This window comes from Luteibacter sp. (assembly GCF_009912395.1).
Lineage (GTDB): Bacteria > Pseudomonadota > Gammaproteobacteria > Xanthomonadales > Rhodanobacteraceae > Luteibacter.
Map to the genome: position 1 here is coordinate 1 of NZ_WNDO01000003.1, position 18,407 is coordinate 18,407.

Sequence of the window (18,407 nt, forward strand, 5' to 3'; positions counted from 1 at the left end):
GCGCGAGCACCGCGCCCTGTTGGAGCAATACGCTTTGATCGCCAGCATGAGTGCCAGAGGCAACTGCTACGACAACGCAGCAATGGAGAGTTGGAACCACAGTCTGAAGGTCGAGGCCATCCATGGTGAACACCTCGCCACACGGGAGCAGGCCAAGGCTCATGTGTTTGACTACATTGAGGTTGACTACAATCGGATCCGGCTGCACTCGACCCTGGGCTACCTCAGCCCAGAGCAGTACGAGCTGGCCAATGTCGCTTAGATAGGTGTCCGTAAATCAGGGGCAAGATCAGACTTTCATCCGGACGATCCAGGCCAGTTGAAAGATTCGCCTCATCCCCTATCCGACCACCGTCCGTCGTCAAGCTTCCCGGCACCGGGCGACGATCCGGTCTATACCGCGATGCGCCTCCAGTTGCCGCTTGGAGTCTCTGACGACAAGGTCGCCGAGATGGCGGCGCAGGCGCGTCATATCGGCATTCATAACGAACGCCAGTTGGCGGGCGTAAATATCGAAGGATCGCAGATCGTGTGCACGGGCGTGCGGCCGGAGACAGAGATCGCACTGCCGGTGGATGCGCCTGCGCCGCCAAAAGAGCAAAGCATCGCTCTCGCCCAAAACCTCGACCAGCAGGCATTTGATCAAGCTCAGATGCGGGAGATGCAGCAGGCACAGCAGATGGCGATGCAGCAGAGCGGTCCCGTCATGACGCTCTAATGCTGTCGTGATTTAGCAAATCTATGCCACTGAGATGGTCATTAGCGACACCGTCGTTCCTGCGCACGCAGGAACCCAGCGCCTCGGTTTAACAGCGCGGCGATAGCGCATCATCGGCTTTAAGTAGGTGGCGCACTCTCGAAAACCGAACGCATCACACTGAGTTCCAGCGTTCGCTGGAACGACGTGAGGGGGATTGAGAGTGTTCGCTATAAGCGCGTTCGCGATGGCGATGCGGGAAGAAACATCGCAATTTTTTGGAACGCTGCCATCAAACCATCGAAACCAGCGCGGCAAGCTACGTTCGAGTCACTACCATATCCGCACGCGGCGCTCGGGAGGCAAGTACAACGATTGCTCAGCCGTCACACGATACGCGTCGTACCATGGATCGAGATTCCTTACTGTCCAAACGCGCTGCACGGCCGGTGCGTGTCCATTGGTCAACAAGCGGCGGCGCAGGTCCGCATCACGATAGCTCAGGCGCCATAGCTGCGCCCAGCCAAGGAAGAAACGCTGGTCCGGCGTGAAGCCGTCGATGGTCTTCGCATTCCTGCTTTCAGGTGACGCCTTGTAGGCATCATACGCGACGGTCAAACCGGCAAGATCCGCGATATTTTCCCCGAGCGTCAGCTTGCCGTCGATATGCATGCCGGGCAACGGCTCGTACGCCGAAAACTGCTTTACGAGTGCATCGGTACGCGCGTGGAAGGCATCAATGTCGGCCTGCGTCCACCATGTAGCGAGCCTCCCCTTCTCGTCGTACTTCGCCCCCTGGTCATCAAACTGATGGCTCATTTCATGACCGATTACGGCACCGATGCCGCCGTAGTTGATTGCCGGATCGGCGTGCGGGTCGAAGAACGGCGGTTGCAGGATCGCCGCCGGAAAGGTGATGCCGATCGTCGGGTAATTGGCAAACGCGTCCACCGTCATCGGCGTGGCGGACCATTCCCAGCGATAGAGGGGCTTGCCGATGCGCCCCAGCTCCCAGTCGCGATGCCAGCGTCGGGCGCGTATCGCGTTGCCGAACAGGTCGTCGGCGCGCATCGTCAGGCCGTCGTAGTCGTGCCAGCGATCCGGATAGCCGATGCGCGGCGTGAAGGCGGCGAGCTTGGCATGCGCACGCGCCTTCGTCGCGGGCGTCATCCAGGCGAGCGCGTCAAGGCGCTTGTCCATCGCTGTGATGATGTTTTTCACCATCGCGAGCGCGGCGGCCTTGGTTTCGGGCGTGAACCAGCGCGCTACGTAGATACGGCTGACATCGTCGGGCATGGCCTCCACGACGAAATCCGCCGCCCGCGCCTTGCGTGGTTCGCGCGCCTCGCTTCCATCGATCACCTTGCCGTAGAACGCGAAATCCGCATCACCCACGCGATCCGGCAAGAAGGATGCATAGGCATGCAGGCTTTGCACACGCAAGGCATCCTTAAGCACGTCCACAGGCGTCTTCGCCACGATGGCGGCGATCGCGGCGATGGCATCGGGCTGCATGGCGACCACGGCATCGTCGGCGGGCGTATGGCCCGCGAACAAGGCAGCGATGTCGAAACCGGGGGCTTTCTTCGCCAGCTCGGCAAGCGTGGTCCGGTTGTAGGTCTTCGTCGCGTCGCGATTCTGCAACGGAGTCCAGCTCACCTTCGCGATGGCGGTTTCGAACGCCAGCACGGCTCGTGCACGTCGTTCGACATCGCGCTGCCCCGCGAAGGTCAGCGCCCGCGCGAGCCAGGTCACGTAGGCCTGTCGTACGGCGGGCATCGGCGCCTCGTCGGCGAGGTAGTAACTGCGATCAGGCATACCCAGGCCGGACTGCGACACGATGGGTATGTAGGTATCGGGGTGACCGTCGTCAGGTCCCACTTCGACCGAGATCGGCAACACGATGCCCATCGCCGCCGCGTCGGCCAGCAATCCGCGATACCCGGCCAGGTCGTGCACCGCGTCGATACGCGCCAGCCAGGGGCGGAACGGCAAGATGCCCAATTTCTCGACATGCTCGACATCGAGATAACTCGTGTACGCGGCACCGATGCGACTGGAAGGATCCTTTGTCGCCGCCGTCAGGATCTCACCCACACGCGCGGTATTGATATCCGCCAGCCGCGCGAACTGACCGTAATTGGCTTTCGAGGCGGGAATCGGCGTGGCACGCGCCCATCCACCGCTGGCGTAGGCGTAGAAGTCCTGGCCCGGTGGCACGTTGCGGTCCATGCCAGCCGTGTCGAAGCCGAAGTCGCCGATGGTGGGGCGGGCGACGGCGTCCTGGGCCTGGATACCCATCGAAAGCCCTGCCGCCAACATGCCCACCAGGCATCGTGTCCGGAATCCCGCCATACGTGCACCTCCCCATGCATGAATGCTCGATTGTGGTGGCTATTGTAGGAGCGCGCCTTGCGCGCGACCGGAATGGTGGGAGCACCCGGTATCACCGGTCGCGCGCAGGGCGCGCTCCTACAAACAAAAAGCCCCGCAGATGCGGGGCTTTTTGCTTCACACGAAAGAGGCTTCAGGCCTTCTTGCGCGGAGCCGCCTTCTTGGCGGCGGTCTTGGCGGAGGCCGGCTTGGCAACGACGGCGCCGGTCACGACGTCGACGTGCGGACGGGCGTTGCCATAGCTGGAACGGTAGATCTTGCCGCGACGGGTGCGACGATCGCCCTTGCCCATGGGGAAACTCCTTGATTCGTAATGTTGGAGGAAACGGCCGGCCATCGTATCAGCGGCCGCGTAAAGCGCAAGACCCGTTCAATGAACGTGGGAGCCGCCCTTGCCGCAGCCTTCCAGTTCGTCGGGGCAGTGGTCCGGGTCGAACTGGATGGTCGCATGCCCCACCTTCCAGCGTTCGCTGAGCATAGTCTTCAGGGCGCGCAGCACCCTGCCCTGGTCGGTACCCGGCTTCAGCTCCGCGTGCAGCGTGGCCATGCGGGAGCCGGCCGTGACCTGCCAGACATGGACGTGATGGATGCCGGTGATGCCGGGATCGGCCAGCGCCAGCTCCTTCTCGATCTCGCTGAGATGGAGGCCTTCGGGGGTGCCTTCCAGGAGGATGTGGCCTGAACGACGCAGCAGCGACCAGGCGCTGCGCAGGATCAGCAGCGAAACGAGGATCGAGAGCACGGGGTCGGCCCAGAGCCAGCCCATCCAGCGTACGGCCAGGGCAGCCAGCACGGCGGCCACGGAGCCCAGCAGGTCGCCCAGCACATGCAGGCTCGCGCCGGCGATATTGACGTCGTCCGGATCGTGGCCGTGCAGCAGGCGCAGCACGAAAACATTCGCCAGCAGGCCGACGAGGGCCACGATGAACATCACGCCGGAAAGGATCGGCTCGGGCGAGAACAGGCGCTGCACCGCCTCGTAGACGATGAAGGCGACCAGGGCGAACTGGGTGAGCGCGTTGACGAAGCCCGCCAGCACCTCGATACGGCCATAGCCGTAGGTGCGTCGGGAATCGGCCGGCCGGGCGGCGAAACGCGCACCGAGGAAGGCGAGCAGCAGGGCCAGAGCGTCGACCAGCATGTGGCCCGCGTCGGCCAGCAGCGCCAGCGAGCCGGACACGAGGCCGCCCGCGGCCTCGATCACCAGCATCAGCGTGGTGAGGACAAACGCGATGAGCAGCTTGCGCTCGCTGGTGCCCGCAAGGTGGTCGTGATCGTGCCCGTGGGCATGACCAGGGTCGTGATCGTGCGCGCCGTGCGAGTGGCCGGCGTGCGAGTGGTCGTGGTCGTGTGCCATGGTTCGAAGGCTAGGGAATCGGCCAGCGGTTACACAATCACGGGTGGACGCAGGAGGGCCCGTGGATGTGCCCCGCGTGGCCGCTGCGATCCACACGCAGGTTCACGAAGTGCGCCGACGCGACGAGCAGGCCGCCGCAGGTCACCAGCACGCTGTGCAGCAGTGGCGTGTTGCCGTGCAGGAAGGTGACGCCGAGCAGCAGCAGGATCAGGCCCGGTGCCGCCAGTAACAGCGGCAGGCGCCGGCGATGGCGGCGGTAGCCCGAGATCAGGGCCAGCGAGGCGAGCACGCTGGCGAAGGCCACGAACCCGGCCTCGAAGCGATGATCGGCCAGGAAGGACAGGCCCAGGACCGGCAGCAGCGCGATCACGAACGGGAGTACGGCGCAGTGGATCGCGCAGAGAAAGGAGGCCGTGGCGCCCAGCCGGTCGGCGATATGCCACCAGCGGCGCGGGACTTCGGGATCGACGGGGGACTCGGTCATGACATGCATAGCGTGACTAGTTGCACGGGTGTAGGCAAGTGATGGTACTTTATAATATTGTGAACATGAATATGGAGCTACACCCCCGATGCGCAGAATCTTTCTCGCCCTGACCCTTGCCGCCACCATCGGACCGGTGGCCCCGGCCATGGCCGACGATGCGACCCAGGACGCCACGGCGCCGACCGGCACTGCCAAGGAATCCCAGGGCAAATCCCGCAAGAACGCCAACAAGCTCGACGCCATCGTCGTCAACGCCGTTCCCCTGGGCCAGAGCGCCGACCAGATCGTCGCCCCCGTAGCCGTGCTGGCAGGTTCCGCCCTGGACGACGCCAAGGGCGTCTCCCTGGGCGAAACCGTCTCGGTCATCCCCGGCGTGCAGACCTCCGCCCTCGGCACGGCCGTGGGTCGCCCGGTCATCCGCGGCCTCGACGGTCCGCGCGTGGCGGTGCTGGAGAACGGCCTGTCCTCGCAGGACGTGTCCAACGTCAGCCAGGATCACGCCGTCACCCTTGAGCCTTTCCTGGCCGACCAGATCGAGGTCCTAAAGGGCCCCGCCACCCTGCTCTACGGTTCGGGCGCCATCGGCGGCGTGGTCAACGTCGTCGACGGCCGTGTGCCGGAGAAGGCGCCGGAGAACGGCTTCGCCGGCCGCGCCGAGGTCCGTCACGACTCCGTGTCCGACGGCAAGACCGGCCTGTTCCGCATGGACGCCGGCAACGACCAGTTCGCCCTGCACGTCGACGGCATGCACCGCGACAACGACGACTACGACATCCCCGGCGGCACGCTGAAGAACAGCGCCGTGAAGACCACCTCGGGCTCCGTCGGCGCCTCGGTGCTGGGCTCGTGGGGCTATGTGGGCCTGTCGATCTCGCGCTTCATGGATCTGTACGGCAGCCCCGCCGAACCGGGCAACCCGGAAGAAGGCGAGGATCCGGTCCACATCAAGATGGCCCAGACCAACTACAACCTGAAGGGCGGCCTCGTGCAGCCGTTCGAGGGCATCAGCAAGATCGAGTTCAACCTCGGCCACGGCGCCTACCAGCACGTGGAGTACGAAGGCAGCACGCCGGGCACCACGTTCTCGACGGACAGCAACCAGGGCCGCCTCGTCGTCACCCACGATCCGATCGCCGGCTGGGAAGGCGCCTTCGGCGTGCAGACGCAGCACCGCAAGTTCTCGGCCGTGGGCGAGGAAACCTTCGTGCCCGCCACCACCACCAAGGGCGTGGGCGTGTTCCTCACCGAGCAGCGCGAGTTCGGCCCGGTGAAGGTGGACTTCGGCCTGCGCCACGACAAGCAGAGTGTCGATGCCGACGGTCATCCCAAGCGCGACTACAACCCGAACAGCTTCTCGGCCGGCGTCGCCTGGCGCTTCGCCGAACGCTGGCACCTGTCGTTGAACCTCGACCACGCCGAGCGCGCGCCGTCGGAAGAGGAACTGTTCGCCCACGGTCCGCACGAAGCGTCCAACACCTACGAGATCGGCGGCGACCTGCAGAAGGAAAAGTCGAACCAGGCGGAACTGGGCCTGCATTTCCACGGCGACATCGTGGAGGGCAAGGTCGCGGTGTACTACAACAAATACAAGAACTTCATCTACCTGGCCGACACCGGCGAAGTGGAAGACAACCTGCCGGTGCGCATCTGGTCGCAGAACGACGCGACCTTCCGCGGCGCGGAAGCCGAAGCCACCTTCCATCTCGCCAAGGGCCCGTCGGGCAACTGGGACCTGCGCGTGTTCGGCGACACCGTGCGCGCGACGCTGTCCGACGGTGCGGGCAACGTGCCGCGCATCCCGGCCGGTCGCGTCGGCTCCACGCTCAGCTGGACGCGCGACACCCTGCGCGCCAACGTCGGCGCGGTGCGCTACATGAAACAGGACAAGGTGGCGTCGTTCGAGACCGACACCGCCGGCTACACGCTGGTGAACGCGCACTTCGGCTGGACCTTCGTCAACGACGAGCGCAGCCAGTGGGAAGCCTTCGTCGACGGCAACAACCTCACCAACAAGACGGCCCGTCCCGCCACGTCGCTGTTCAAGGACGTGGCGCCGCTACCGGGCCGCAATGTGTCTGTAGGCGTTCGCGCCTACTTCTGAGTTTCCGACCCGCCTGCCCTCCTCCCTCCCCTGGCGGGTCGGAACACCAAGCGGGGCGTCGCGCAATGCGGCGCCCCGCGCCTTTTTGGGGCACGAGTACGTTGGCGGGGTTATCGCGCGCAAGCGCGCTCCTACACAGGAGCGCGTGGGTTAGCGGCAGTTTTTGCAGATGCCGTGGACTTCGAGGGTCTGTGCCTGGGGGCGGAAGCCCATGGCCTTGGCCTGGGCTTCGATCAGTTCCGCGACGCGCTCGTCGCAGACTTCCTGCGCGCACTGGCACTTGTCGCAGATGAGGAACGGCACCTGGTGCGACTCGGCCGGGTGATGGCACGAGACGAAGGCGTTGATCGACTCCAGCTTATGGATGAAGTCGTTCTCGAGGAGGAAGTCGAGGGCGCGATACACCGTGGGCGGCGCGGCGTTGCCGTGCTTTTCGCGGAGCCGGTCGAGCAAGTCGTAGGCTTTTACGGGCTTGCCGGCGCTGGCCACCAGCTCCAGCACCTCGCGGCGGAGCGGCGTGAGACGAAGACCCCGTTCGTCGGAGGCCTTTTCGACGGCGGCGATGAAATCGCGCGGATCGTCGTGGTGGTGTGCGTGGCGGCGGGCGGCGGAAGTAGTCACATCGATATCCTCGTGTGCGCCATCCTAACATGAGGGCGCATCAACGTTTTTTCGAGCCCGGCAAGGGCGGCGGCCCGGCGGGGCGGCGTGGCAGGAAGGGAACGGCCCAGCCCAAGGGCCCCAGCAGCAAGGAGGCCAGCACGGTGGCCGTGAAACGCCCCTTCCACCAGCCCAGCAGGGCGCCCACCACGATGAACACGACCTGCCAGATGATCATCGCCTCCCAGGGCACGAGGGCCATGAGATTCAGGAAGATCTTAACGGAGGCCGCAGGGTCGTCGGGATCGACGCCTTGCAGGGCCCTGGCGAGCAGCTCATCCATACTGGATTCACCCCTTGTAGGAGCGCGCTTGCGCGCTCCTACAGATCAGATGCGGGCCAGCGCGTCGTCGATGCGACCCAGCGCGCCATCACGGCCGGCGAGGTAGATCGTGTATTCGATCGACGGCGAGACCTGGGTGCCGGTCATCGCCACACGCAACGGCGCGGCGACCTTGCCCATACCCAGTTCCAACGCAGCGGCGACACGTTCGACGGCACCGTGCACGGCTTCCGGCGTCCACTCCGGCAGCGCGGCAAGTTCGGCTTTCGCTTTCTCCAGCGCGGCAGGCGCGCTTTCGGTGCGCAGGTGCTTCTCGATCGCCTTGTCGTCCCACTCCACGATCGGGCCGTACCAGATCTTCGCGCGCTCAGCCATGTCCTTGAAGTTTTGCACGCGGTCGCGCAGCGCCACCACGACATCGGCCGGTGCCGGGCCCGAAGCGGCATCGATGCCGATCTTCGCCAGATGCCAGGCCAGCTCGGGACCGAGCGATGCCGGGTCGTCCGTCTTCAGGTAATGCTGGTTGAGCCAGGAGAGCTTGTTCACGTCGAAGCGCGACGCCGCCTTGTTCACGTCGGCGACATCGAACAGCGTCGTCATGTCGTCCACCGAGAAGATTTCCTGGTCGCCATGGGACCAGCCCAGGCGAACGAGATAGTTCAGCAGCGCGTGCGGCAGGAAGCCGTCGTCGCGGTACTGCATGACGCTGACCGCGCCATGGCGCTTGGAGAGCTTCTGGCCGTCCGGACCGAGAATCATCGGCAGGTGCGCGAACTCCGGAACCGGCGCGCCGAGCGCCTTGTAGATGTTGATCTGGCGTGGCGTGTTGTTGACGTGGTCGTCGCCACGGATCACCTCGGTGACGCCCATGTCGATGTCGTCGACCACCACCGCGAAGTTGTAGGTCGGGAAACCGTCGGAACGGAAGATCACGAGGTCGTCCAGCTCCTCGTTCGACCACTCGATACGACCCTTCACCTTGTCGTCGAACACGACACTGCCCGACGACGGGTTCTTGAAGCGGATGACCCGATTGGGATCGTCGCGATACGGCTCGTTGCGGTCGCGGTAGTAGCCGTTGTAGCGCGGCTTCACGCCCTCGGCCATCGCCTTGTTGCGCATGGCCTCGATCTCGTCCTTGGTCTCGTAGGCATAATACGCCTTGCCCTCACGCAGCAGCTGCTCGGCCACCTCGCGGTAACGATCCATGCGCAGGGTCTGGTAGTACGGACCCTCGTCGTGGCCCAGGCCCAGCCAGGACATGCCGTCGAGGATGGCCTGCACGGCCTCCTGGGTGGAGCGTTCGCGGTCCGTGTCCTCGATGCGCAGGATGAACTCGCCGCCACGGCGACGGGCTTCCAGCCAGCAGTACAGCGCCGTGCGGGCGCCGCCGATGTGCAGGTAGCCGGTGGGACTGGGGGCGAAACGGGTGCGGACGGTCATGGGCGGGTCATCGGGTAAGCGGTCGGGCATTTTAGCGCAAGGATCCCAGGCCGCGCCCGTGGAGGCGCCGCCCGTGCCGCCATGTAGGCACCGGCCTACCTTCACTACAGGGAAATCCGTCACCAGCCGCCGGTATCGCCTGATAGGCGTGCAGGGGAAAAGCGACGACCCTTCTCATCCCTCCCATCCCTCACAGGCAGGAAGCCTACGATGATGAAACTCCCCCTCACCGCCGCGATCGCGGCCGCGATCTTCGCGATGGGCGCTTCGGCGACCCCGGCGCCAGGCGGCTCCCCCCAACCGGTCGATACCGCTGAAGCCATCGACATCGGCGCAAGCGTACTCAAGGTGCGATACGCCCCCTTGTCGCGACTGGCAGACATCCTGACGTCTACGGACGGCGATCCCTCTCGCTGGTCTCCCGTGGGTGATGAGAAGAACACGGTCTCCGCTGACGATTCGATGGTGGCATGGATATCGGCAGCGGCCCTGGCGACAGACAGCGCAAGAGCCGCCGCAGAGAAGCTCGTGCGCGATGGCGTCAACGTCCTCGTCACACAAAGGCAGGACGGATCGAACCATGAGGCCAAGACCTTCGGCATCCAGGTACCCGGCACGGCCGTGATGTACCAGGCACGCGCGGATGGATCACTGGATGTCCATTCGTCCAATGCCGCCAAGGGTGCCGACCGTGCCACCTGGCAGGCCCTTACCGAGCATGCGGCACAGACGCGGGAGTCCACCTCTGCCCAGCGAGTGACCGCCGAAGCCGAAGACAGGCCAACAGGGCCGTTCAAGCGATATCACACATGGGTGATTTCTCCGGCCAATACGGGAGCGGCCGTGGGCATGGATATCACCGTGGCCCGTGACACGTCAGGCAATAACGACCGGAAGGTCGTGACTGTCAAGGCACATGCCCGCGCCATTCCGTTCCGAAACGGACTGACCCCGTCTGGCTGGCCCCAGACGGGCATCGACAAGGAGTTTCCGTTCACCAATCACGGCATGAATAAACTCTTGTACACCGTGGACAACTACAAGCTGATAACGACCTTGTCGTGGCCGGCCGGGCAGAAGCCCAACGTCTCCGCCGCGCACCAGTATCCGCAGTCCACCTCGGCCACGGATATCACCTTCACGAACACCCAGGAGAAGACGACATCGTTCAGTTGGGGCATCAGCGGCGAGGTGGGAGGGAAAGTCAGTGCCAAGGGTATCGAACCTTACGGCAAACTGAAGACAACCGTGGGCGGCGGGAACAAATCGACAACGACCAACGAAATGTCGATGACCGTGAAGGACTACAGCACGGCCTTGTCCCTGCGCGACGACTCCAATTCGAAAAGGGTCACGTGGACATTCGACATCTCGCGCGCCATCAAGGGCGACGTCAAATATTTCAATGCACCCGAAAAATATCCCGGATACGTCGAGGTCACGAAATTGACACCGATGATGCGGGCAGCAGACCTTCAGGGGTACTCGGAATGGATCCTTGACGGAAGCTACGAAGGGTCGTTGACTATCGCTTCCATCGCGGAAATCTACGACACCGTGTGGAAGAACACGACAAACACCAATGACACCCACATGGACTGGCCACAGAAGGCATACGCACATCTGGCCAAGCCGGATCCTCAGTTTCCCGACACACACCAGCCCGTGACGCGCATTACCATCGATCTCGGCGTGCCACAGCTAGCCCGTTACCCCGTTGTGCTCATCCAGAGCATGTCACCCAACAGCACATGTCTTACCCAGAGCGGTGCCGGCACGGAAGACATCAAGCTCGCCCCCTGCGTCGCTACGGAGCAGAACCTCTCTCAGCAGTGGGAGTTCGATGAACTCGATCGTTATGTGAACCGCGGCAGCAGAATGTGCCTCGCCGCGGTAGGTGGAAAGGCCGTGGCACAAATTTGCTCGACCAGCCAAGCACAGAAATGGGTATGGCGGGCTGATCGAATCCACCAGGTGAACAACTTGCAGCATCGACTCTTCGTCGAGCTAGGGATCGTGCGGTCAGGCTTCATCCAAGGCGTGCATCAGGACCTTCCCGTGAACACCAGTCATGAGCTTCTGCCCCCTTGGAACAATTATCTGCTGGCGCCGTTCAAGGGCGACTTCATCCCCGGATTCGCCCTACCGACCGACGTTCCCGAATCGTATCTCGGTTATCGGCAGATCGGCACTGACGAACGCTGGAAGACCATTCCCATGGTCAACGGACTTTACTGAACTCCTATCAGGCAGGATGCCATCATATGAAAAAGACCTTACTCAGTATCGCTTTGGGCATGTTGATTGCTCCGTTCGGCGCGACCGCGGTCGCGACGGATATCCCGGCAACGCATCGACCATCCGTCGGCACGTCCGACATCCGGTTCGTACATCTTTCCGAACTACCCGAACTGCTTTCGGGGCAGGCAAAAAGCACCCAAGAAAACTCTTCGTCCTCAACGACAAACCAACGATCCAGCAAGACGAGTTCGGCCGGTCCGGACCCGCTGATCGCCTGGATGCCCTCTACCGCACTATCCAGTGAAGAAGCCCGTATTGCTGCAGCGGAGCTCGTGCGGAGTGGCGTAGGCATCCTTGTGTCCGTCACACACGGCGCGCCTCGATATGACACGAAGACCTTCGGCATCGAGGCAGCAGGGCAGACCGTGCTCTATCAGCAACTGGCCGACGGCAAACTGGATGTATATAGCTCGGACGCCGGCCCGAATAGCCAACCCGAGGACTGGCTTGCGATGGTGACCCACACGAGGCGTGCAATGGCCGATGCGGCGGCCCACGTCGCATCCACCGCCTCGAGCGATGACCTTCTCCCGGGCCCGTATAAGGAATACTCGCTCTCCGCTGGTGGAACCGCCGACAAGCCATCTTTCGTGAAGTTGCTAGTACGCATCGATCGCGATTCCGGACTCAATCGCGACAATAAGATCATTACCGTACAGACCCAAAGCCAGGCCAAGCCTTACCGGAATGGTGTCTCAGACTGTGGCTTCCCACACGACTCTGGCGAGTGCGCTTTCCGTAGCAACGGAGAAGGTGTCATCCTGCAAGCGCCGTCGTCGTATCGTCTCAAAACGATGTTGACCTGGCCGACACTCCAGGATCCCGGCGTGGTCAAGATCGACCACTATCCGACAGCCACCGCACAGACCGATGTCAACCTGACCCACACGAGCACGTACACCACTTCTTTCGACTGGGGCATTTCGAGAGAAACCGCCGGTGAACTGGGCAACGTCAGCGGCCCAGGCGGATTGACGGATGCGCTCGGCAAAGGCACTGCAAGCGTGGGTTTCAACATTGGCGGCGGTTGGACCAAGACCAAGCGTGACTCCGTCAAGATGACGGTGAAGGATTATTCGATCCAGACGCATGAGCAGAAAGTGAGTCTTCCCATCGGACAGATAGGCGCGATACACGAGACTCGGTTCACAATTACACCGCAGGTGGTGCATCACGACTACTTCTGGAAAAGCGACGGCCGTGTTTCGACACAGAGAATGACGCCAATGATGTCGTCGGCTTCGCTCGAATCGCTCACTCGCTGGAAGGTTCGCGGCGATTACGAAGGGGGAATAACACTTTCGGCAACGACCGATATCCACGATCTCGTGTGGGGAGGCGCAAATTCGAAGCAGGGCCCGGTCTACGTCCATGATCGACCGCTGTCCAAGAATGGAGGAAATGCTCCGGGCGACGACCCGTACTTCCCTGATCACTACCAGGCAATCGTCACGTTAAAGATTGATCTCAGCTCCCCTTATCTCACGCGTTCGCCGACGGTCATGATCCAGTCAAGGGCTGAAGACAATACATGTCTTACGGCGGTCAATGCCGCGGTGACCGCGACGCGCTGTAACAAGAGCGAAGGCAACCGAGCGCAACAGTGGAACATCGACGCTCTCGGGCGATATGTGAACAGGTCGAACGGCAAGTGCCTCACACCCGTTAACGGGGCAATGGTGACCTCCGATTGCTCGATGCAGCTCTCTCAAAGGTGGGAGTGGCGCCATGACCGTATCCATTCTATCCAGGAGGACGGAATGAAGAGGCTCACCCTCTCCAAGGGCGCGGTGCAGCTCTCCTCCTATCTTGATGGCATCTACCTCGACCCGCTGCCGACCAACCCGGTCCACGCCGCATTGATGCCGTGGAGTTCGTATCCCGCGAAACCCAAGGTGGGCGACATGGTGCCCGGCTTCGGGCGTTCGGTGCCCCTACCCCAGCGCTATCTCGATTTCCGCGCAGTAAGCGCAGAGGAACGCTGGAACACCATCCCCTTCGTCGCTGGCCTCCAGTGACCTGACGGCGAAGGCGGGATACCCGCCTTCGCCCTTTTCGTGCCACGCCGTCACACCACGGTCATATCCCCATAACCACCCGGACACGCCCCCGCGCGAGCATGCGTCAAGCCAGGGCCAGAAGGGGCACCGCCATGCGAGTCGGCATCGTCACCGAGACCTATGCACCGGACGTCAACGGGGTCTCCCTTACCGTCCAGGCGCTTGCCCGCGGACTCGTCCGCAAGGGCCATGACGTCGATCTCATTCGCCCCGTCCACCCGAACACGCCCCCGCTCGCCGAAGCCGGCATGGACGTGCTCGCCGTCGAGGGTGCCACAGTCCCGCGCTATGCCGGCCTGCGCTTCGGCTTCCCTTCCCGCTTCCGCATCGAACGCCGCTGGCGCCTTGACCGCCCGGACGCGATCTACGTGGCAACCGAAGGTCCGCTAGGCTGGAGCGCCGTCAGCGCCGCCCGCCGCCTCGGCATTCCGGTGGCTACCGGCTTCCATACTCGCTTCGATTTCTACGTGGGCCACTACGGCTTCGGCGCCCTCACGCCGCTGGTGCGCCGCTACCTGGCCCGCTTCCATCGTCGTGCCCAGGTCACCCTGGTGCCGACCGGCCAGCTCGCCAGCGAACTCAACGACCTTGGCGTCCACGACGTGCGCGTGCTTCGTCGCGCGGTGGACACCCTGCGCTTCCAGCCCGACCGTCGCGACGACGACCTTCGGCAATCCTGGGGCGCCGACACGAATACGCCGGTCGTACTCAGCGTGGGCCGCGTGGCGCCGGAGAAGAACCTGCACGTGGTGATCGAGGCCTACCGTGCCCTCGCCCGCCGCGTACCCCACGCCCGCTGCGTAATCGTCGGCGACGGTCCGGAACGCGCGGCCCTCGAAGCCGCCCATCCCGACGTCATCTTCGCCGGCACGCGCCGTGGTGACGAGTTGGCCGCCTACTACGCCAGCGCGGACCTGTTCGTGTTCCCGAGCCTCACCGAAACCTTCGGCAACGTGGTGCTGGAAGCCATGGCCTCCGGCATCCCGGTCGTCGCCTACGCCGAGGCCGCAGCCCGGGAATTCATCCGCAACGGCCAGAACGGCATCCGCGTGGCACCGGGCAACGAGGCCGGGCTCGTCGAACGCGCAGCCATGCTCGGTGCCGACGCCACAGCTCGCCAAGCCATGGGACGCGCCGCGCGCGCCTCGGTGGCGGGCCTTTCGCCCGACTCCGTCATCACCGAATTCGAATCCATCATGCAGTCACTGGCCGGGGAGAACGTCCATGAGCGCACCGCCGTCGCGGCGTAACCTCGATTCACGCATGTGCGTGGCCGCCAACCGCTGGGGCGCGCGACGCGCCATCGGCGTTTTCTTTGGCATCGTCAGCCGACTCGGCGATGGCGTCTTCTGGTATGCGCTGATGACCGTCATCGCGCTGGTCGGCGGCTGGCACGGCGTGGCCGTGGCGGCGCAGATGGCCGTCACCGGCCTGACCGCCCTGATGCTCTATCGCGTGCTGAAGCGCTGGACCAAGCGCCCCCGCCCCTTCCGCGCCTGCCCGGGTGTGATCGCCCATGTGCCGCCGCTGGACGAGTTCAGCTTCCCTTCCGGCCACACTCTGCAGGCGGTGGCGTTCACCGTCGTGGCCGTGGCCCATTACCCGGTGCTCGGCCCCTTCCTGATCGGCTTCGCGGCGCTTATCGGCGCGTCACGCGTGGTCCTCGGCTTGCACTATCCAAGCGATGTCGCGGCGGCCACGCTCATCGGCGGTTCGCTGGGCACGCTTTCGCTGTGGGTGGAGCGCGTGCTGCTCTGAGCCACTGCACGATCCGTCGGCACCAACACCGACGGCAGGACACAACGCGGATCCATGCGCAGCAACTGGTAGGCGACACCACCCACGCCTGCCATCAGGCCGGGCGACAAGGTTTCGCCCACCGTGCCGCAGTAAGGGCCATGCGTTTCCAGGCTCTGGATGATCGCCGCCTCCAGCGTCTCGCGTGACAGGTCCGCGGGCGCCCACCCCTCCTTCAGGGCGTGATCGAACAACTCCCACGTACCGAGATCGCCGTGGCACAGGCCGTGGTGATTCACGCCCATGCCCTTGCGCCACAGCGTTTCCGTCGCGCGGCGCAGCATGCCTTGCCGGGGACCCTGGGAGAAACCCAGGTCCACCCACGCCAGGCCGATACCTGTCGCACCGTGGCACCAGGCCACCGAAAACTTATCGACGCCGACACCGCGCAGATCGCGCCAGTTGCCTTCCGCGTCGTCGAACAAGGCATCTTCGAAAGCGAAGGCCGCGTCCGCCATCGTCTGATAGCGCACGTGCCCCGTCACCGCCGCCAGCTTGTGCAGCGCCCAGCCGATACCCGTCACGCCATGCCCGAAGCCGCCGAGACCATGAGCCCAGCGCTCGTGTGGCCAGCATGCCTTGCCATCGCCGACCTTGGCGCGATCGCAAAGGCGGTCGCCGATGCCGCGCGCGACATCCAGCCAGGTGGCTTCACCGCTCGCACGGTAGAGGTGCAACAGCGGTACGATGCCGCCCGCCGCTCCCGTCAGCAGGTCATCAATGTCGTCGGCCTCGACCGCTTCCGGCATCAACGCCGCCAGCTCGCCAGCTCGCTCGATACCTTCACCGTGCGTCGCACCCAGTGCGTCCAGCGAAAGCCACGTCCATATCTGTGAGCCGAGTCCGATGTAACCGCCCGGCGGTGTCGGCCGCGGTCGCGTCACACGTGCACGACGCACGAACAGCTCGGTCTGCGTCATGCGCATCGAGCGGACGATGGCGTCACGCAACGACGCGATGCCGTCGACGGCGTCGGCCCGCCCCGCCTCCATTTCGACGGCATAGCCTGCCGTCAGAAGCGCCAGCCCGGAAAGACCGCCATACAGATCCTGCGCCAGCGGCTGGACGCTGCGCCCATTCGGGCCCAGCACCGAGGCGATCCATGTCGCGCTGGCGTCGTCGGCGCGTATCGCGCGCGATATCAGCGAGCGCATGACGGACCCGGCAAGCGAACGCCGCCGTGTATCCAGGTCATCGCGGCGAGGTTCGGTTACCCATAGCGACCGCTCGGCCGACGTCCAGGCGTCCGACGCATACGCGCTGGAGAGCGCGCCATGGATCACCCGGCGCTCCAGACCAAGGTCCGCCTTGCGCCAGTGGGCAAGTGCCTCGTCGGCGAGTTGTTTCGGTTCCAGCCAGTGCGTTCCGCGTGGGCCATCGAGGCGCCCCTGCGAAACCGTCGTGGAAAAATAGGGAATATCGCCATCCAGCAGGTCGGCGATCTCTCCCGCGATCACGGTGTCGTCATCCGGCGAGAGTGCGCGAGTCTCCCCGGACTTGTGCAACAACGACGCGGCGTGGGTGATCGCCGTCTCGGGATCGTGCAACGACACGGGGTGCCACAACATGCGGGCCAGCTCCGCGTACGTCTCCGTGGCGCGCAGTACCACGCGCACCAGGCAACGATCGAACGCCCGCAACCGGGGTGCCAATCCACCGCGTGCATCGAGTGTACGCAATGCGTCCGTCAGCGTGTCGAAGCCGGCGAGGACATCCGCCCAGTAGCGAGAAAGCTCGGGATGTTCGCTCGGGTGATTGCGCGCACGCTCGACCTCCACCGCGACGCTGCCCAGGCGGGCGCGATCCGTGCCGCCGTCGACGATGGTGGATATGGTCACCTTCGGCTGTTCGCCGGGCAACGCACCGATACCCGAGGTATCCACGCCACGCCAGCCCAGGCCACCGCCCCGCCCCGGCAACATGCCCATGGCGAGCACGGTGCCATCGATCATCGCCCCGGCACGATCCTGCGCACCGCCCATGCCCGACGGCTTCGCTTCGACACGCGGCGTGAACAGCGTCTCGCAATCGATGACGAAGGGATGCGGTCCATGCGCGATGAGGTTTTCGGCATGCAGATCGGTACCGCCGAGCAACCGCATCAGGGCGAGCCACTCACCGGTGCCGCGGTAGAACGCGGCCAGTTCGTCGGGACTCGACGCATAGCGGTGCTCGACAAACGTCGTCCATCCATAGCCATCGCGCTCGATCGCCTCGGGCACGCGCATGGACGTATCGACACCCAGTTCCTGGATGAAGCGCCGCAGTTCGACATCGATGGCGACAGAACGTGGCTTGTAGACCACGCGTGCCTGCTCACAGCGGAGTAAGGCCACCGTCTGTCCACCGGCATGACTATCGCCTGCCCCCAGTTCCAGCCCGGTCAGTTCGCCAAGCGGCGTGCCGACAAGCGCCTGCAACGCATCCCGATCGGCGGCAAACCGCTGGGCAAGTTCCAGCCCGCGGACGAAGCGCGCATCAACGAGGGTACGGACACGCTCCGCCATCGTCGGGTAATGCTCGTCCAGGCTACGCCAGTAAGCCGGCGTCGAGGACAAGGCGATGAATTCGTGCCAGCGCGCCACGCTGTCGGGCGCCACCAGCAAGCCGTCTTCGACGGCCGCATGCAACTCCAGCAAAAGCACGCGGCAAAGTCGCCCGTGCAAGCTGGCCACCGCGGTGTCGTGCACGCTGCGATGGATGACCTGCTGCTCGTTGGCGGAAAGGTCCTGTACTTCGGCGAGCTGGGCTACCAAGTGGGCCGACGCATCGGCGACCAGGCAGCCCAGCGATTCGCTGAAATCGGCGTCCATGCCCGACGTCATGT

At 64.3% G+C, this 18,407-nt stretch carries 15 protein-coding genes; 7 read left to right on the plus strand and 8 right to left on the minus strand.

Features of this window, described 5'->3' with window-relative positions; all coding sequences use genetic code 11:
• Both GAK28_RS04285 and GAK28_RS04290 read left to right on the plus strand, forming a co-directional pair.
• A partial coding sequence (locus GAK28_RS04285; RefSeq protein WP_291774508.1) for an IS3 family transposase occupies positions 1–262 on the plus strand: 262 nt, incomplete at its 5' end.
• 57 nt (positions 263–319) lie between these two features.
• The gene (locus tag GAK28_RS04290; RefSeq protein ID WP_291775521.1) at positions 320–718 is read left to right on the plus strand and encodes a hypothetical protein; all 399 of its coding nucleotides are present in this window, start codon (positions 320–322) and stop codon (positions 716–718) included.
• A gap of 312 nt (positions 719–1,030) precedes the next feature.
• On the opposite strand, the gene GAK28_RS04295 is transcribed toward GAK28_RS04290, so the two are convergent.
• From GAK28_RS04295 to GAK28_RS04310, 4 genes are all read right to left on the minus strand, one after another.
• Complete coding sequence (locus GAK28_RS04295; protein ID WP_291775524.1) at positions 1,031–3,052, minus strand: M13 family metallopeptidase; 2,022 nt, start codon at positions 3,050–3,052, stop codon at positions 1,031–1,033.
• Between the two features lie 172 nt (positions 3,053–3,224).
• Positions 3,225–3,383, minus strand: a complete 159-nt coding sequence (locus GAK28_RS04300; protein WP_291775527.1) for a 30S ribosomal protein THX — start codon at positions 3,381–3,383, stop codon at positions 3,225–3,227.
• Between the two features lie 78 nt (positions 3,384–3,461).
• On the minus strand, positions 3,462–4,448 hold the full coding sequence (locus GAK28_RS04305; protein ID WP_291775530.1) for a cation diffusion facilitator family transporter: 987 nt from the start codon (positions 4,446–4,448) through the stop codon (positions 3,462–3,464).
• Positions 4,449–4,485: 37 nt separating this feature from the next.
• A complete protein-coding gene (locus tag GAK28_RS04310) occupies positions 4,486–4,932 on the minus strand; it encodes a MerC domain-containing protein (RefSeq protein ID WP_291775534.1) in 447 nt (148 codons plus the stop codon).
• Positions 4,933–5,020: 88 nt separating this feature from the next.
• Between GAK28_RS04310 and GAK28_RS04315 the strand changes: the two genes are divergently transcribed.
• On the plus strand, positions 5,021–7,036 hold the full coding sequence (locus GAK28_RS04315; RefSeq protein WP_291775537.1) for a TonB-dependent receptor: 2,016 nt from the start codon (positions 5,021–5,023) through the stop codon (positions 7,034–7,036).
• Between the two features lie 150 nt (positions 7,037–7,186).
• On the opposite strand, the gene GAK28_RS04320 is transcribed toward GAK28_RS04315, so the two are convergent.
• The 3 genes from GAK28_RS04320 to gltX are packed head-to-tail and all read right to left on the minus strand — an operon-like array spanning position 7,187 to position 9,422.
• Positions 7,187–7,657, minus strand: a complete 471-nt coding sequence (locus GAK28_RS04320) for a transcriptional repressor (protein ID WP_291775540.1) — start codon at positions 7,655–7,657, stop codon at positions 7,187–7,189.
• 40 nt (positions 7,658–7,697) lie between these two features.
• Complete coding sequence (locus GAK28_RS04325; RefSeq protein ID WP_291775543.1) at positions 7,698–7,979, minus strand: hypothetical protein; 282 nt, start codon at positions 7,977–7,979, stop codon at positions 7,698–7,700.
• Between the two features lie 45 nt (positions 7,980–8,024).
• A complete protein-coding gene (gltX, locus tag GAK28_RS04330; protein ID WP_291775546.1) occupies positions 8,025–9,422 on the minus strand; it encodes a glutamate--tRNA ligase in 1,398 nt (465 codons plus the stop codon).
• A 210-nt stretch (positions 9,423–9,632) separates the two neighbouring features.
• Here gltX and GAK28_RS04335 point away from each other — a divergent pair, with 210 nt between their 5' ends.
• The 4 genes from GAK28_RS04335 to GAK28_RS04350 all read left to right on the plus strand — a co-directional run bounded on the left by GAK28_RS04335 (position 9,633) and on the right by GAK28_RS04350 (position 15,541).
• On the plus strand, positions 9,633–11,660 hold the full coding sequence (locus GAK28_RS04335) for an RICIN domain-containing protein (RefSeq protein WP_291775549.1): 2,028 nt from the start codon (positions 9,633–9,635) through the stop codon (positions 11,658–11,660).
• A gap of 26 nt (positions 11,661–11,686) precedes the next feature.
• Positions 11,687–13,741 (plus strand): RICIN domain-containing protein, encoded by a 2,055-nt coding sequence (locus GAK28_RS04340; protein ID WP_291775551.1) that lies wholly within the window; start codon positions 11,687–11,689, stop codon positions 13,739–13,741.
• 134 nt (positions 13,742–13,875) lie between these two features.
• Positions 13,876–15,033 (plus strand): glycosyltransferase family 1 protein, encoded by a 1,158-nt coding sequence (locus GAK28_RS04345; RefSeq protein WP_291775554.1) that lies wholly within the window; start codon positions 13,876–13,878, stop codon positions 15,031–15,033.
• Positions 15,008–15,541 carry a phosphatase PAP2 family protein gene (locus GAK28_RS04350; RefSeq protein WP_291775556.1) on the plus strand — a complete coding sequence of 178 codons (534 nt, stop codon included), beginning with the start codon at positions 15,008–15,010 and terminating at the stop codon, positions 15,539–15,541. The genes GAK28_RS04345 and GAK28_RS04350 overlap by 26 nt, the downstream gene beginning before the upstream one ends.
• Here the strand turns inward: GAK28_RS04350 and GAK28_RS04355 are convergent.
• Entirely contained in the window at positions 15,457–18,393 is a 2,937-nt protein-coding gene (locus GAK28_RS04355) for a type 2 lanthipeptide synthetase LanM family protein (protein WP_291775558.1), read from the minus strand. The two genes, GAK28_RS04350 and GAK28_RS04355, sit on opposite strands and share 85 nt — an antisense overlap.
• Positions 18,394–18,407: the final 14 nt, after the last annotated feature.